The organism is Enterobacter sp. RHBSTW-01064 (genome assembly GCF_014103035.1).
Classification (GTDB): domain Bacteria; phylum Pseudomonadota; class Gammaproteobacteria; order Enterobacterales; family Enterobacteriaceae; genus Enterobacter; species Enterobacter mori.
The window spans coordinates 117,897-133,054 of record NZ_JABXOU010000008.1 but is presented as its reverse complement, the minus strand read 5'-3'; the positions used below and the strand labels follow the sequence as shown (position 1 = coordinate 133,054).

Sequence of the window (15,158 nt, the reverse complement as noted above, 5' to 3'; positions counted from 1 at the left end):
TCCTGTTATTTACCGCTGAGCGAGTTGTGGATCATGTCGAGCCAGTTCGGCACGGTCAGATGGAAGGATTCGATCATCTTCATGTCGAAGCCGCGGAAGAAGCCGCTCAGCACGAAGAGCAGGACGATCGCCGCCATCATCACTTTGGTGACGTGGTTCCAGCCGCTCTCTTCCACGCCTTTACCGATCAGGATACCCAGCACCAGGCCCGGTACGGCGTTGCCCATGATCAGCTGCGCCGCGCCGCCGAAAATGGTCGCCCAGAAGCCCGATTTTTTACCCGCGTCAATGGCTGCCAGCCAGAAGATCACTGGCATGACGGTGTTCACCAGCAGGTTTGCCGCTGGTACCAGCACCTTCACGGCGGTGACCTGAAGCGCTGCCGGCACGGAGGAGGCGGTCAGGTTCAGGAAGGTCACGACGATCATGCCGATCACACCGCAGGCAATCGCCATTTTGCGGGGATCGTGCAGCGTTTCGCCGACGTTACGGTTTTTAATCATCAGTGCAGCAGCACCCCAGTTCGGGATGATGCGGTGGTCAACGTCCTGTGTGAAGGCACCTGCGGCCACGGAAGAGGCCCAGGCGTTAAAGAAGAAACCTAACCCAAAGGAGAAGTGGGACGCCGGATCCCCTTCACAGGAGTTCAGTTCCCCCAACGTACGAAACGCGCCCATACCCTGTGTGGTAGGCGCATGAAACATGCGTGCAGCCCCGGCCCCCACACCGACGCCAACCAGGCCGCCAATGATGAGCGATTTTATTAATATAATTAAGAACATCAGTCTGCCCTTTTATGAATAATCAGCGTTGCGTGACGAAATCCACCTGGTCAAGATTGATAGCGGTCACGTTGACGGTCACATCCAGCTCCACGCTGTAGGTGCGTCTTTCCCGGCGCAGAAAGAAGAACAGAAACGCTTCTTTACGCACCGCTTCTTGCGCCTGAACGACCTGCACATCCTGTGGCTCAATACGCAGTAAGATATGCGGTGAGGCTTTCATCACCGCGGCCTGTACGTGGTTGAGCGCGTCGGCAAAGGCGCGCGCTTTGGCGTCGCCTTTTCCCTTCACTCTCACCGTGGTTGTGAACTGTTCTTTCATGCTTATGCGCCGTATTTCTTCTGCCACGCCTGCACCAGACGCTCGCCCAGCTCTTCTTTATCCATAAAGCCAAAGCCCAGCACGTTGCAGCCTTCGTTGATGGCGGTCACGCCCTCTTCCACGGAACGCATGCCGTATTTCGCTTTGTAGCCATATTTGGTTTGCGCCGTGATGGCACCCGCGCCGCCGCTGCCGCAGAAGGAGATACCGAAGGTGGCGTTTTCCGCTTTCATCATGTCGCCAAGCTTCATGTCCGCGGCCATGCCCGGTACGACAACCGCACGTCCACCTGCTTTTTCCACACCGGCTGCCACTTTCTGACCTTTGCCCAGGCGATCGCCAATCACGACTGTAATCTGTTCCATGAGTTGCTCCTTAAAGGTTGTCTTTCGCGACTTCGAAGTGAACGGAGAGCAGCCAGGCTTCTTCATCAGGAAGGTTGCCAAACTGCGCTACCACTTCACGGGCAAGTTGCATTGAATCTGGTGAAATTTCGTCGAACAGCTCCGCTTCTACCTCCGGCAGCGGCTCGCCGGTCACGGACCGGTGTGCCATTGCGCGCACGTGGGAAGTGAGCATCTGCTCCTGTACCGCATTGGGGATGATGTTGTTTCGGGCCAGCAGGGCATAAACCTGCTGCAGCATGGTGTTCGCGAGCTGTTCTGTTTGCTCCGCCTGTTCCCCAACGTCGTTCATTACCGCTCCGTTAATCACTGGTCTTACCCCGTTAATGGCTCTGGAATAAAACTAACGTTGCAGGGGAATTGTTTGTAGCGAGTTGTTTTCCACTTCGAAGTGGAAAGGCGAGCAGCAGCAGTGATCTGTGCCACATAAATGCGGTGAATCTGGATAAATCGCTGTATTTACGTGATGAATATCACGCTATTCAGCGGCAATGAACAGGTCAGCGAAGTGGAAAAGATTACGAGCGGGCTCGTAGAAATGTGACGTGGATAAGGTTTTCTTATGGGGATTCGCTAGAGTGGCGACGGGTGCTTGAGACTGACCGTCTCAGGCATGGGACGGAAAGTGGAAAGCCCCTACCTGAATTTAAATCAGGACGGGGCTGTAAACGACACGTCTAGCCACGTGATGTTTGCTACCTCGCCCGCTTTACAGCAAGGAGGCATCCATGAAACGCAGAAACCCAAGTATCGGGGTTTTGATGATTATTTCTTTGACGATAATCATCTTAACGCTGGTGACGAGGAAAACACTGTGCGAGATCCGTTTTCGAAACGGCTCGCTTGAAGTGACCGCGCGGATGGAGTGTCGCTCCGGCAAGTAGGGAGCAAAGATGCGGGGGCGCGTAATGCGCCTCCGCATACGGAGGAAGGACGTACAGCTCAGGCACCCAATTAACGATACTTTTTATGATAGGTGTTGCGCGTCGCCACAAACTGGTCGGCCGCCGCCTGGGCTTCCTTCACCTTGCCTTCGTTAGCCAGCTTCAGCGCACCGTCGATCTGGCCGACCAGCACGTCAAAGCCGTGGCGATAGTCTTTCATCTCTGCACTGTCTGCCGCTTTGCTTTCCAGCTTCGGCGGGGTTGCTTTTTGCGCATCCAGCGCCGCTTCACGCATTTTGGTCAAGGCGTCTTTCATGTCCGCCGCATTGTCCGTTTTCTGCACTACCTTCAGGTTTTCACTGAGGATGTCCATGTTGTCTTCAAGATCGGCGGCAAACGCAGACGAACCAAGAACCAGCGTTGAAGCCGCGACGATCGCTAACAGATGTTTACGCATTGCTCACTTCCTTTTTTATTATTAACAAAACGCTATCTTTATTGACCCGCAATTTTCATTTCGGGCAGAAGAACTGAACCACACTGTATATTGCTACGTGTTTCAATATCGTTACCGACCGTAACGATGTTGCGCCACATATCCTTCAGGTTACCCGCGATGGTGATTTCGCTCACCGGATACTGAATTTCGCCGTTTTCGACCCAGAAGCCCGCCGCGCCGCGCGAGTAGTCGCCGGTGATGCCGCTTACGCCCTGGCCCATCAGTTCCGTGACGACCAGGCCAGTGCCCATCTCTTTCAGCATCTGCTCAAAGTTGAGGCCCTGGCCGGCAATACGCCAGTTGTGGATGCCGCCAGCGTGTCCGGTGCTTTTCAGCCCCAGCTTGCGCGCGGAGTAATTGGTCAGCAGCCACTGGGTCAGAATACCGTCTTTGATAATATCGCGACGTTCGGTGCGCACGCCTTCGCTGTCGAACGGCGTGGAGGCCAGCCCTTTCAGCAGGTGCGGATGCTCTTCAATGGTCAGCCATTCCGGCAGGATCTGCTTGCCCAGCGAGTCGAGCAGGAAGGTCGATTTACGGTACACCGAGCCGCCCGCAATCGCGCCCACCAGATGGCCAAACAGGCCGGTTGCCACTTCATTAGCAAAGATGACCGGGGCCTTCATGGTGGAGAGTTTGCGCGGCGACAGGCGAGACAGCGTGCGTTCGGCACACTCTTTACCCACCCACTCCGGAGACTGTAAATCCCCCAGCGCGCGGCCAATGGTGTAGGCGTAGTCACGCTCCATGTCGCCGTTCTCTTCGGCAATCACGCAGCTGGAGAGCGAGTGGCGGGTAGAGCAGTAGCCCTGCAGCATGCCGTGGCTGTTGCCAAAGACTTTGATGCCGTAATGGCTATTGAAGCTGCCGCCTTCGGTATTGGTGATGCGCTTATCGGCCTGCAGGGAAGCCTGCTCGGCGCGCGCGGCCAGTTCGATGGCTTCGTCCGGGGTCACTTCCGCCGGGTGGAAAAGATCGAGATCCGGCGCATCAAACGCCAGCAGCTCTTTATCCGCCACGCTTGCGTAAGGATCAGGAGAGGTATAACGGGCGATATCCAGCGCCGCCTGCACCGTTCGGGCAATGGCATCCGGACTGAGATCGGTGGATGACGCGCTGCCTTTGCGATTCTGGTGATACACCGTGATCCCAAGCGCGCCATCGCTGTTGAATTCGACATTCTCCACTTCGCCATAGCGGGTGCTCACGCTGATGCCGGTGGTTTTGCTGACCGCCACTTCGGCGCCATCTGATTTTTCTGAAGCAAGCATCAGCGCGGTGGAGACGGCTTCTTCCAGAATCTTACGCTGCGCTTCAACTTGTGAGGTTACTTTCATCGCAAATGCCATACTGTAAGAGAGAGTTATCTGAAGTCTAACAGAGAACCGTTTTTCAGTGCGCGTCTTAACTGGTAACATTAGCCTCTTTTTTTAAGGAGCCTGACATGACTAAGCAGCCCGAAGACTGGCTCGACGACGTTCCCGGTGATGACATCGAAGACGAAGATGATGAGATCATCTGGGTCAGTAAAAGTGAAATTAAACGTGACGCCGAAGAGTTAAAACAGCTTGGCGCAGAATTGGTAGAACTGGGTAAAAACGCGCTGGATAAGATCCCGCTCGACCAGGATCTGCGTGATGCCATTGAACTGGCACAGAAAATCAAAAAAGAAGGCCGTCGTCGCCAGCTTCAGCTTATCGGGAAAATGCTGCGTCAGCGCGACGTCGATCCGATCCGCCAGGCACTGGACAAGCTGAAAAACCGCCACAACCAGCAGGTTGCGTTTTTCCATAAGCTTGAGCAGATCCGCGATCGTCTGATTGAACAGGGTGATGACGCCGTACCGGAAGTGCTGAACCTGTGGCCGGATGCCGACCGCCAGCAGCTGCGTTCTTTGATCCGCAACGCGAAGAAAGAGAAAGAAGGGAATAAACCGCCGAAGTCTGCGCGCCTGATTTTCCAGTATCTGCGCGAGCTGTCTGAGAACGACGAGTAATCTGTTCCCCTCACCCCGGCCCTCTCCCCGGAGGGGCGAGGGAGAAAAGAATGTAGGCCCGGTAAGCGCAAGCACCACCGGGCTTTTTTTTACTCTACGACCGCTTCCGCTTTCTTCGCCAGACCGTCCAGCAGCTTCTGATGGATCCCACCAAAACCGCCGTTGCTCATCACCAGAATGTGATCGCCAGGCTGTGCGGCTTTCACGACCATATCCGCTAAGACATCCACATCCGCACTCCAGTGCGCAGGCTGAATGCAGGCGTCGGCCACTTCGGCTACCTGCCACGGAATATGCTGCGGCTGTAAGAGGAAGACTTCATCGGCACGCCCTAACGACGGCGCGAGGTCATCTTTGCAGATGCCCATTTTCATGGTGTTCGAGCGCGGTTCCAGCACGGCCAGAATGCGCGCGGTGCCGCCAACCTTACCGCGTAACGCGGCAAGCGTCGCCAGAATCGCCGTTGGGTGATGCGCGAAATCGTCATACACCGTCACGCCATTCGCTTCGCCGCGCAGTTCCAGACGGCGACGGGCGTTAATGAACGAGCCCAGCGCATTGGCTGCATCCGCAGGCAGCACGCCCACGTGACGCGCCGCAGCAATGGCCATCAGGCCGTTGTGCATGTTGTGCTCGCCCACCAGGCCCCACTTCACCTCACCCACTTTTTCACCGTCGAGCAGCACTTCCCACTCGGAGGCATCGGCGTTGAGTTTCTTCGCCTGCCAGTGACCCTGTTCGCCCACCAGCTCCTGCTCGCTCCAGCAGCCCATTGCCAGGGTTTGCTTCAGGTTGATGTCGTTCTCCGGCAGGATGATGCGGCCCTGACCCGGAACAATGCGCACCAGGTGGTGGAACTGTTTCTGGATCGCTTTCAGGTCGTCAAAGATATCCGCGTGATCGAACTCAAGGTTGTTGAGGATCAGCGTGCGCGGGCAGTAATGCACAAACTTGGAACGCTTGTCGAAGAATGCACAGTCGTATTCGTCGGCTTCGATCACAAAGAACGGGCTGTCACCCAGACGTGCAGAAACGTCGAAGTTGCCCGGAACGCCGCCAATGACAAAGCCAGGCTTATAGCCGCAGGCTTCGAGGATCCAGGTCGCCATTCCGGCGGTGGTGGTTTTGCCGTGGGTACCGGCAACGGCAACAACCCAGCGGTCGCGCAGCACAAAATCATGCAGCCACTGTGGGCCAGACATAAACGGAATATTGCGTTCCAGCACCGCTTCAACACATGGGTTACCACGGGTCATGGCGTTGCCAATGATCACCAGATCCGGTTCAGGATCCAGCTGGCTGGCCTCGTAGCCCTGAATCAGCGAGATGCCCTGCTTCTCCAGAAGCGTGCTCATCGGCGGATACACATTGGCGTCCGAACCTGTTACTTCATGGCCCAGTGAGCGCGCCAGCATTGCCAGTCCGCCCATGAAAGTGCCACAAATCCCCAATATATGAATGCGCATACGTCACTATCCTTCTTCAATGTGGCGCACATTTTACTCACATGTTAGCGGGTGTGAAACGCATTTCAGGTAAATCCGTATTTGCTGGCGCGATTCACCAGTGCGCTACTATTTGAATATTTGTTAAGATTGTTGGGCTTTAGTCGTTTTGGTGAACATACAATCGCTCTACTCACATAAGATGCAGGGAAAGTGTTATGAAAACGTTAGGTGAATTTATTGTCGAAAAGCAGCACGAGTTCTCTCATGCTACCGGTGAACTCACTGCTTTGCTGTCGGCAATAAAGCTGGGCGCTAAGATCATCCACCGCGATATCAACAAGGCCGGTCTGGTCGATATCCTGGGTGCCAGCGGTGCCGAGAACGTTCAGGGCGAGGTTCAACAGAAACTCGATCTGTTCGCAAATGAAAAACTGAAAGCTGCACTGCGCGCGCGCGACATCGTTGCGGGTATCGCCTCCGAAGAAGAAGATGAAATTGTTGTTTTCGAAGGATGCGAACACGCGAAATACGTTGTCCTGATGGATCCGCTCGACGGCTCCTCCAACATCGACGTTAACGTTTCTGTCGGTACCATTTTCTCCATCTACCGCCGCGTCACGCCTGTTGGCACGCCGGTCACCGAAGAAGATTTCCTCCAGCCGGGCAGCAATCAGGTTGCTGCGGGCTATGTGGTGTATGGTTCGTCCACCATGCTGGTGTACACCACCGGCTGCGGCGTTCACGCCTTTACTTACGATCCGTCGCTGGGCGTGTTCTGCCTGAGCCAGGAACGTATGCGCTTCCCGGAGAAGGGCAACACTTACTCCATCAACGAAGGCAACTACATCCGATTCCCGAGCGGCGTGAAGAAGTACATCAAATTCTGCCAGGAAGAAGATAAAGCCACCCAGCGCCCGTACACCTCCCGCTATATCGGTTCTCTGGTCGCTGACTTCCACCGCAACCTGCTGAAAGGCGGCATCTACCTCTACCCAAGCACCGCAAGCCACCCGGACGGGAAGCTGCGTCTGCTGTACGAATGCAACCCGATGGCATTCCTCGCCGAACAGGCGGGCGGCAAGGCGAGCGACGGTAAAGAGCGTATTCTGGATATCGTGCCGGAAAGCCTGCACCAGCGCCGTTCGTTCTTCGTCGGCAACAACCACATGGTTGAAGACGTTGAACGTTTCATCCGTGAGTATCCGGACGCGTAACCCCTTTCTCCTGGGAAGCCGCCCGGCTTCCCAGTCATTTATATATTTTACCGTATAAGTGTTTATAAAAAAGACGCTTTAATCTTCATCCCTGCTCCTGCATTATTTCCATAACAGTTTGACAATTATTTCCTGGAGCCTATTCGTGATGAAAAACTATTCTCGTGCCAATACCGGCATTGATTTAAATCTTATTCCTGTCTTTATTGAAATTGTTCGCTGCGGCAGCATGGCGAAAGCCTCTGTGCGCCTGGACATGTCCCGCCCGGCGGTAAGCCTGGCGCTAAAGCGTTTTAATCAACTTTTTGATGAGCCACTGTTTTACCGTAAAGGTTTATATCTTGAACCCACAGAAAAAGCGTTAGCGTTAACCAGCGCGCTGGAAATATTAATGGGGAATATTCACGATAATATTAATGCGTTAAATTCATCGACAAATAAAACCCTGGCACAGCACGTACCAGGGATGAATATGATTATGCAGCAGTCTGGGCCGTCAGCTTAAACGAGGACATGGCTTCCATCAGTTCGCGCGACTGCTCTTCCAGCGAGCGTGTCGCGGCGGATGACTGCTGTACCAGCGCCGCATTTTGCTGCGCCGTTTCGTCCATCTGGTTCACCGCGATGTTCACCTGCTCAATGCCGCGACTCTGTTCCTGAGACGCGGTCGCAATTTCACGCATCAGCTTGGTCATTCGCAGCACTTCTGTTGCGATCTCATCCATCGTTTCACCGGCCTGCTGTGCCAGTTCGCTCCCCTCATTCACATGAGTTTGTGAATCGCTGATAAGCGATCGGATCTCTTTCGCCGCGTCGGCACTGCGGCTGGCCAGGTTTCGCACTTCGCCCGCAACGACGGCAAAACCCCGTCCCTGTTCGCCCGCGCGCGCGGCTTCAACGGAGGCGTTCAGCGCCAGAATATTGGTCTGGAAGGCAATGCCGTCGATCACGCTCAGGATGTCGGCGATCCGCGCCGAGCTGCAGGAGATATCGCGCATTTTTTCAATCACGTAGCAGACCATTTCGCTGCCGTGATCGGCCGTGTCGGAAACGGACTTCGCCAGCTGGTGCGCCTGCTCGGCGTTGTCGGCGTTGAGTTTCACCGTGGCGGTGATCTCTTCCATGCTGGCCGCCGTTTGCTCAAGTGAGGTGGCGGTAGATTCCGTGCGCTGGGCAAGGTTCATGTTCCCCGCCGTCAGCTCCCGACTGCCGGTATCTATTTGCGAACTGGCATCGCGCACCCGCAGAACCGATCCCATCAGCGACTGACGCATCACTTCAATGGCCGCGTTGAGCCGGTTAAATTCCTGGCTGGCCGTCGGACCCAGGGTATGGGTTAAATCGCCTGCCGCGACATGTTCAAGCTGAGCAATCGATGCCGAGAGTGGCTTCAGCAGCATATGGCGCAGCACCAGCCAGGCGAGGACGATAATACCTGCCGTCAGCAGCGCGGCGACAACGATCAGGATCAGTACGCGGGTTTTGCTCGACTGCACGGCACTGACTTCCGCTTTGCCACGCGCTTCGCTCCACGCCTGGAAAGCCTGCATATCATTATCAAACTTGTTTGCCACCGAAATCAGCGCGTTTTCAATCAGGTCGTAATAACCGTCCGCACTCTGGTCGCTCAGGGCTTTCAGCATCGGGTTGATGCCCTGCCGGGTATACGCCGCCAGACTCGCCGCCACGTTATCCAGCAGCTTTTGCCCCTGCTCGTCAGCCACCCCGCCGTCGATCACGGCTTTCAGCGTTTTCTGCGCCTGGGCAATTTCCTGATTGATGTTTTTTACCGATTTGGATGCATCGTCCAGCAGACCAATTTCCATCATTCGGACGGCCTGGCCCGCCTCATTGCGCGCGCGCAGGATCAGCGTATAGCCAGAATTAAGCTGCACCATTTGCTCACCCTGAAGGTGGTTGATGCGCTGGAGTGAAGAAGAACTCTGTGTGAGGGCATAAATACCAATGCCGCTGACAATCAGCAGCAGCAGGGTCATAACGGCCAGTAAAGAGAGCAAGCCGGTACGAATCGATAGCGTTTTCAGCATGATGTTATTTCCGGTAGCGAGATATTTCTTGGCGTAAAAGAAGAGTATCGGCCGCTACCGGAAAATGTTTAGACTTTAAGCAATTTCAGCGTGTTATGGCTCTGTTACCGATGTGTTTACGCGGGTAACAGGCGAGCTTTGACGGTTCTCCCAGAGCACCGTCAGACCGCGCTGCAGGGCAATAAAAATAAACAGCAGAATGCCGATGGCGATCTTGGTCCACCACGAGCTGAGCGTGCCGTCGAAGTTGATGTAGGTCTGAATCAGCCCCTGTATCGCCACGCCGAACAGCGTGCCCAGCACCGTGCCCACCCCGCCGCTAAGCAGCGTGCCGCCGATAACCACAGAAGCAATCGCATCCAGCTCAACGCCGACGCCCGCCAGCGCGTAACCGGCCTGGGTATACACAGAGAAGACGATACCCGCCAGCGTCGCCAGCCCGGTCGACAGCATATAGATACGGATGGTGGTGCTGCGGGTGGAGATCCCCATCAGGTTGGCCGACGTGGCGTTACCGCCAATGGCGTAGACCTGATTGCCAAACCGGGTGCGGTGGGCGAGGAAGATGCCAATCACCACCACGCCCAGCATCAGCAGCCCCATCGCGCTCAGGCGGCCGCCACCGGGGATTTTCCACGCCAGGCTGGAGAGCGTGTCGTAGATGGGGTGGTTAATCGGGATCGACTCCTCCGACACCAGATAGCTCACGCCGCGCAGGAAGAACATCCCGGCGAGTGTGATGATAAAGGCAGGAATTTTCAGCGCGTCGATCAGCAACCCCATAAAGGCACCAAACGCACAGCCCATCGCCAGCACCAGCGGGAATGCCACCAGCGGAGAGATGCCCCAGAACCCAATGGCTTTCGCGAGGAACACGCCCGTAAACGCGATCACCGACCCGACGGAGAGATCGATCCCGCCGGAGAGGATCACAAAGGTCATCCCGACGGCGATGATGCCTAAAAAGGCGTTATCGGTCAGGATATTGCAGATCACGCGCGTCGAGGCAAAACCGGGGAACTGCGTCAGACAGTAGAGATACCCCAGCACAAACACGCCCAGCGTGATCATCAACGGCAAATTACGTTTTATCATGGCCACGGATCCCCTTAATGATGCTGACAAAGCGCGGTGACTGGACGATCAGTACGCAGAGCACGACCACCGCTTTCACCACCTGGTTGAGTTCCGGCTGGAATCCCGAGAGCAGGATGCCAGTGTTCATGCCCTGAATGATCAGCGCCCCCACCACCGAGAGCAGCAGGTTAAAGCGCCCGCCCATCAGCGACCCGCCGCCGATCACCACCGCGAGGATCGCGTCCAGCTCCAGCCATAACCCGGCGTTGTTGGCATCGGCCCCGCGAATATCCGCCGCGACGATGACCCCGGCAATGGCGGCGCAGACGCCGCTCAGCACGTAGGTCAGCATCACCATCAAGCGGGTGTTGACCCCGGCGTTGCGCGCGGCGCGGATGTTGATCCCCACCGCTTCAATAAACATCCCGAGCGCCGTTTTGCGGGTAAAGAGCCAAAAGATAACCAGCGTCACGAGGGCAATAATCACCGGCGTCGGGAAGAACAGAAGGTTGCCGCTACCGAGCCACGCTAGGCTCGGGGAGTTAAAGGTAACGATCTGCCCGGAGGTAATCAGCTGCGCCACGCCGCGCCCGGCCACCATCAGGATCAGGGTGGCAACAAAGGGCTGAATTTTGAGAACCGCCACCAGAATGCCGTTCCAGAGCCCGGCTAATACCCCGGAGCCCAGTGCGGCCAGCAGCACCACCGGCAGGCTGTGCCCGGCCACGGTCATTGAGGCGGCGGTGGCGCCAGCAATCGCCATGACCGCGCCGACGGAGAGGTCAATCCCGCCGGTGGCGATCACCAGCGTCATACCAATCGCCAGCAGCGCCACGGGCGCGGCACGGTTCAGGATGTCTATCGGGCTGCCAAACAGGCGGCCATCCTGCACGATAATCTGGAAGAAATGCGGCGCGACCAGGCTATCCACCAGCAGTACCACCAGCAGCGCCGCGATTTGCGGCGTGCCGGTCGGCCAGCTGAAGCGGCGCTTTGACTCACCGGTTTGCGAAAGTGAACGGGGCATCACGATTAGCTCCTTACGCCGCGATGGCATTCATGATTGCCGGAACGGACAGCTTATCCAGCGGGATCTCTGCCACCTGCTTGCGATCGCGCATGATAATGACGCGATCGGCATAACCCACCAGCTCCTCAAGCTCGGACGAAATGACCAGCAGCGCCAGACCGTCCGCGCACAGCGTTTCGATAAGCCGGATAATTTCGGCGTGCGCGCCTACATCAATGCCGCGCGTCGGCTCGTCGAGGATCAGGAACTGCGGTTTGGTCAGCAGCCAGCGCGAGAGGAGAACCTTCTGCTGGTTACCGCCGGAGAGAAATTCAATGGGCTGTTCCGCGCTCGGGGTGCGAATCCCGAGCTGACGGATAAAGCGCTCGGCAATGGCGTTTTGTTCTTTACGCGGAATGGGACGCAGCCACCCGCGCTGCGCCTGTAGCGCCAGAATGATGTTTTCCCGCACCGAGGCGGCGGCAATAATACCGTCCGTTTTCCGGTCTTCCGGGCAGAAGCCGACGCCCAGACAGGACGCCTGATGCGGCGATCGTAGGGTTTGCGGTTTGCCCTTGATCAGCGCCCTGCCGCTGTCGGCAGGTTTGATCCCGAAGATCACCTCGGCGGTTTCGGTTCGGCCTGAGCCTAGCAGGCCCGCCAGGCCAACAATCTCACCGGGGCGAACCTCAAGGTTAAACGGCGAGATCACCCCTTTTTTGCCGTAATCGCTGAACGCGGCGACCGGTTTTTCGCTCAGCAGCGTGCGCCCTGCACGCTGAAGGGCGTTGGTTTCCAGCTCTCGGCCCAGCATCATTTTCACCAGCTCAATCTGCGGTAGCTCGCGGGTTTCGCGGCAGCCGACAAAGCAGCCGTTGCGCAGCACCGTGATGCGATCGCTCACTTCATACACCTGATCGAGGAAGTGCGTAACGAAGATCAGGCTCACGCCCTGATCGCGCAGCTGGCGCATCAGGGTGAAGAGCATTTCGACTTCCTGGGTATCCAGGCTGGCGGTGGGTTCATCGAGGATCAGCACCTTTGCCGAGAGATCGATAGCCCGGCAGATGGCGACGATCTGCTGCATCGCCACGGAAAAGCGGTTCAGCGGCTCACGGACGTCGAGGGAAAAGCCGTATGATTCCATCAGTTTTGTCGCCCGCGCTTCCATCTCTTTGCGGCGCAGCAGGCCAAAACGGCGTGGCTCACGGCCAATAAACAGGTTATCCGCCACCGACATGTTCGGCAGCAGGTTGACTTCCTGATACACAGTCCCAATCCCCAACTGTTGGGCATGGGCGGTATTTTTTGGCGAAATGGCGTTACCTTCCAGCCAGATGGTGCCGCGATCGGCGTGATACACGCCGGTCAGCGCTTTTATCAGCGTCGATTTCCCCGCGCCGTTCTCGCCCAGCAGCGCCATAATCTCGCCGCGACGCAGGCTGAAATCGACGTTATCCAGCGCCTTCACGCCGGGGAAGAATTTACTCAAGCCCTCTGTGCGGAGGATTTCCTGGTGTTGTTCAGTATTCATATTTACGTCCCCGGCACGTTCCGGTAGGCCGGGTAAGCGCAGCGCCACCCGGCAATTTCACTGGATCAGTAGCCCATATTTTTCTTCTTCTCTAACTCTTCTTTCGCCGTATCCGGCAGGTAGAGCGTGGACTTGGTGACCGTCACCTTCTCAGGCATCGTGCCGTCTTTCTTGAATTTCTCCAGCGCGTCGAAGGCCGGGCCCGCCATGTTCGGCGTCAGCTCCACGCTGGCGTTGGCTTCACCGTCGATCATCGCTTTGTAGATGTCCGGCACGCCGTCGATAGAGCCGGTGAGGATATCTTTGCCCGGTTTCAGACCCGCTTCTTTAATCGCCTGAATCGCACCGATCACCATGTCATCGTTGTGGGCGTAAACCATGCAGATGTTCTTGCCGTTGTTTTCAGCCTTGATAAAGCTCTCCATGACCTCTTTGCCCTTACTGCGGGTAAAGTCACCGGACTGAGAGCGGATAATTTTAATGTTTGGCGCTTTAGCGATGGCTTCAGCAAAGCCTTTCTTACGGTCGATGGCCACGCTCGCACCGACGGTGCCCTGCAGTTCAACGACGTTACAAGGCTTGCCGTCGACCTGTTTCACCAGCCAGTCACCAATTAACTGTCCTTCAAGCACGTTATTGGCCGTCACGGTGGTCATATAGAGAGATTTGTCTTTTACATCAATGGAACGATCGAGCAGGAAGACCGGGATCTCCGCGTCTTTCGCTTCCTTCAGCACGGGCTCCCAGCCGGTCGCCACGACGGGCGCAATAAAGATGGCATCTACGCCCTGGGCGATAAAGGAGCGTACGGCTTTGATCTGGTTCTCTTGTTTTTGCTGACCATCGGCGATTTTCAGCGTGATCCCGCGTTTCTGGGCCTCGCTTTTCGCGACGTTGGTTTCTGCCGCTCGCCAGCCGGATTCAGAGCCGACTTGCGAAAAACCTACGGTTAAAGGTGCGGCCATCGCCATAGACGACATGGCTGCCGAAACTGCTGTGACAAGAAGTAAGCGCTTCCACATATGAACGTCCTCGTAGGGTGAGTTATTGTTGGTTAAAAGATGTTCTGCGAAATGACTATAGCCAATGAAATATGTAACGAATTGCGTTACATCACACTTCAGAAAAGTGAATAAAACGTTAATCACAAGTTTGTAATCGCTTTCATTTCACCATTAAAAATGCGGCTGAGTTTATGGATTTTCCTGTCATGGAAACGGTCTGAAAAGTGGGGTCAACGAGGGAAGATGGCGAAAACAGGCGGAGACATTCAGCGCGAGTTGGCTATAATACCTGCCACTTGTTTACCATCCATTTTAAAGGACACCGACATGAGCTTACTCAACGTCCCAGCGGGTAAAGAACTGCCAGAAGACATCTACGTAGTTATCGAAATCCCGGCTAACGCAGATCCGATCAAATACGAAGTGGACAAAGAGAGCGGCGCCCTGTTCGTAGACCGTTTCATGTCTACCGCGATGTTCTATCCGTGCAACTACGGTTACATCAACCACACCCTGTCTCTGGACGGTGACCCGGTTGACGTGCTGGTCCCAACGCCATACCCACTGGAGCCAGGCTCCGTCATTCGCTGCCGTCCAGTTGGCGTGCTGAAAATGACCGACGAATCCGGTGAAGATGCGAAGCTGGTTGCGGTACCGCACACCAAGCTGAGCAAAGAGTACGATCACATCAAAGATGTGAACGACCTGCCAGAGCTGCTGAAAGCGCAGATCACTCACTTCTTCGAGCACTACAAAGACCTCGAAAAAGGCAAGTGGGTTAAGGTTGACGGCTGGGACAACGCTGAAGCGGCGAAAGCAGAAATCATCGCCTCTTTCGAGCGCGCGGCTAAGAAGTAATTCTTACTGCCTGTCGATAAAGCCCCGCATGTCGGGGCTTTTTTATTTCTTTGGTTAAAATCGGCACAAACGTATTATT

The 15,158-nt window shown here is 56.0% G+C and carries 17 protein-coding genes; 5 read left to right on the top strand and 12 right to left on the bottom strand.

Annotated features, from left to right (window positions below):
- Positions 1 to 5: 5 nt before the first annotated feature.
- From HV355_RS20870 to HV355_RS20855, 4 genes are read right to left on the bottom strand one after another with little or no spacing between them, the layout of a single operon-like run.
- Positions 6 to 782 (bottom strand): DUF4311 domain-containing protein, encoded by a 777-nt coding sequence (locus tag HV355_RS20870; protein WP_008501408.1) that lies wholly within the window; start codon positions 780 to 782, stop codon positions 6 to 8.
- A 22-nt stretch (positions 783 to 804) separates the two neighbouring features.
- A complete protein-coding gene (locus HV355_RS20865; protein WP_006810338.1) occupies positions 805 to 1,104 on the bottom strand; it encodes a DUF4312 family protein in 300 nt (99 codons plus the stop codon).
- Positions 1,105 to 1,106: 2 nt separating this feature from the next.
- Positions 1,107 to 1,469 carry an SFCGS family glycine-rich protein gene (locus tag HV355_RS20860; RefSeq protein WP_010427372.1) on the bottom strand — a complete coding sequence of 121 codons (363 nt, stop codon included), beginning with the start codon at positions 1,467 to 1,469 and terminating at the stop codon, positions 1,107 to 1,109.
- A 10-nt stretch (positions 1,470 to 1,479) separates the two neighbouring features.
- Positions 1,480 to 1,818 (bottom strand): glycine dehydrogenase, encoded by a 339-nt coding sequence (locus HV355_RS20855; RefSeq protein WP_121424885.1) that lies wholly within the window; start codon positions 1,816 to 1,818, stop codon positions 1,480 to 1,482.
- Between the two features lie 418 nt (positions 1,819 to 2,236).
- Here HV355_RS20855 and HV355_RS20850 point away from each other — a divergent pair, with 418 nt between their 5' ends.
- Positions 2,237 to 2,392, top strand: coding sequence for a Hok/Gef family protein (locus HV355_RS20850; protein WP_010427375.1), 156 nt, complete (start codon positions 2,237 to 2,239; stop codon positions 2,390 to 2,392).
- Positions 2,393 to 2,462: 70 nt separating this feature from the next.
- Here the strand turns inward: HV355_RS20850 and cybC are convergent, their stop codons facing one another.
- Positions 2,463 to 2,849, bottom strand: coding sequence for a cytochrome b562 (cybC, locus tag HV355_RS20845; RefSeq protein ID WP_010427378.1), 387 nt, complete (start codon positions 2,847 to 2,849; stop codon positions 2,463 to 2,465).
- Positions 2,850 to 2,887: 38 nt separating this feature from the next.
- Positions 2,888 to 4,240: a metalloprotease PmbA gene (pmbA, locus tag HV355_RS20840; RefSeq protein WP_182403252.1), complete on the bottom strand. Its 1,353-nt coding sequence runs from the start codon at positions 4,238 to 4,240 to the stop codon at positions 2,888 to 2,890.
- A 95-nt stretch (positions 4,241 to 4,335) separates the two neighbouring features.
- Between pmbA and yjgA the strand changes: the two genes are divergently transcribed.
- The gene (gene yjgA, locus HV355_RS20835) at positions 4,336 to 4,887 is read left to right on the top strand and encodes a ribosome biogenesis factor YjgA (RefSeq protein ID WP_010427381.1); all 552 of its coding nucleotides are present in this window, start codon (positions 4,336 to 4,338) and stop codon (positions 4,885 to 4,887) included.
- 89 nt (positions 4,888 to 4,976) lie between these two features.
- Here yjgA and mpl read toward each other — a convergent pair whose 3' ends face one another.
- Positions 4,977 to 6,353 carry a UDP-N-acetylmuramate:L-alanyl-gamma-D-glutamyl-meso-diaminopimelate ligase gene (gene mpl / locus HV355_RS20830; RefSeq protein WP_182403250.1) on the bottom strand — a complete coding sequence of 459 codons (1,377 nt, stop codon included), beginning with the start codon at positions 6,351 to 6,353 and terminating at the stop codon, positions 4,977 to 4,979.
- Positions 6,354 to 6,550: 197 nt separating this feature from the next.
- Here mpl and fbp point away from each other — a divergent pair, with 197 nt between their 5' ends.
- Both fbp and HV355_RS20820 read left to right on the top strand, forming a co-directional pair.
- A complete protein-coding gene (gene fbp / locus HV355_RS20825; RefSeq protein WP_010427386.1) occupies positions 6,551 to 7,549 on the top strand; it encodes a class 1 fructose-bisphosphatase in 999 nt (332 codons plus the stop codon).
- Positions 7,550 to 7,697: 148 nt separating this feature from the next.
- On the top strand, positions 7,698 to 8,054 hold the full coding sequence (locus tag HV355_RS20820) for a LysR family transcriptional regulator (RefSeq protein ID WP_010427388.1): 357 nt from the start codon (positions 7,698 to 7,700) through the stop codon (positions 8,052 to 8,054).
- Here HV355_RS20820 and HV355_RS20815 read toward each other — a convergent pair.
- From HV355_RS20815 to ytfQ, 5 genes are all read right to left on the bottom strand, one after another.
- Complete coding sequence (locus HV355_RS20815) at positions 8,026 to 9,597, bottom strand: methyl-accepting chemotaxis protein (protein WP_182403248.1); 1,572 nt, start codon at positions 9,595 to 9,597, stop codon at positions 8,026 to 8,028. The genes HV355_RS20820 and HV355_RS20815 overlap by 29 nt on opposite strands.
- Before the next feature lie 93 nt (positions 9,598 to 9,690).
- Positions 9,691 to 10,692 carry a galactofuranose ABC transporter, permease protein YjfF gene (gene yjfF / locus HV355_RS20810; protein WP_042714276.1) on the bottom strand — a complete coding sequence of 334 codons (1,002 nt, stop codon included), beginning with the start codon at positions 10,690 to 10,692 and terminating at the stop codon, positions 9,691 to 9,693.
- The gene (ytfT, locus tag HV355_RS20805) at positions 10,679 to 11,704 is read right to left on the bottom strand and encodes a galactofuranose ABC transporter, ATP-binding protein YtfT (protein ID WP_172411126.1); all 1,026 of its coding nucleotides are present in this window, start codon (positions 11,702 to 11,704) and stop codon (positions 10,679 to 10,681) included. Before ytfT ends, yjfF begins: the two co-directional genes overlap by 14 nt.
- 10 nt (positions 11,705 to 11,714) lie before the next feature.
- On the bottom strand, positions 11,715 to 13,217 hold the full coding sequence (gene ytfR / locus HV355_RS20800) for a galactofuranose ABC transporter, ATP-binding protein YtfR (protein WP_182403246.1): 1,503 nt from the start codon (positions 13,215 to 13,217) through the stop codon (positions 11,715 to 11,717).
- Positions 13,218 to 13,282: 65 nt separating this feature from the next.
- Complete coding sequence (gene ytfQ / locus HV355_RS20795) at positions 13,283 to 14,239, bottom strand: galactofuranose ABC transporter substrate-binding protein YtfQ (RefSeq protein WP_014882271.1); 957 nt, start codon at positions 14,237 to 14,239, stop codon at positions 13,283 to 13,285.
- 309 nt (positions 14,240 to 14,548) lie between these two features.
- Between ytfQ and ppa the strand changes: the two genes are divergently transcribed.
- Positions 14,549 to 15,079, top strand: a complete 531-nt coding sequence (gene ppa, locus HV355_RS20790; RefSeq protein WP_010427397.1) for an inorganic diphosphatase — start codon at positions 14,549 to 14,551, stop codon at positions 15,077 to 15,079.
- The last annotated feature ends 79 nt before the right edge of the window (positions 15,080 to 15,158 follow it).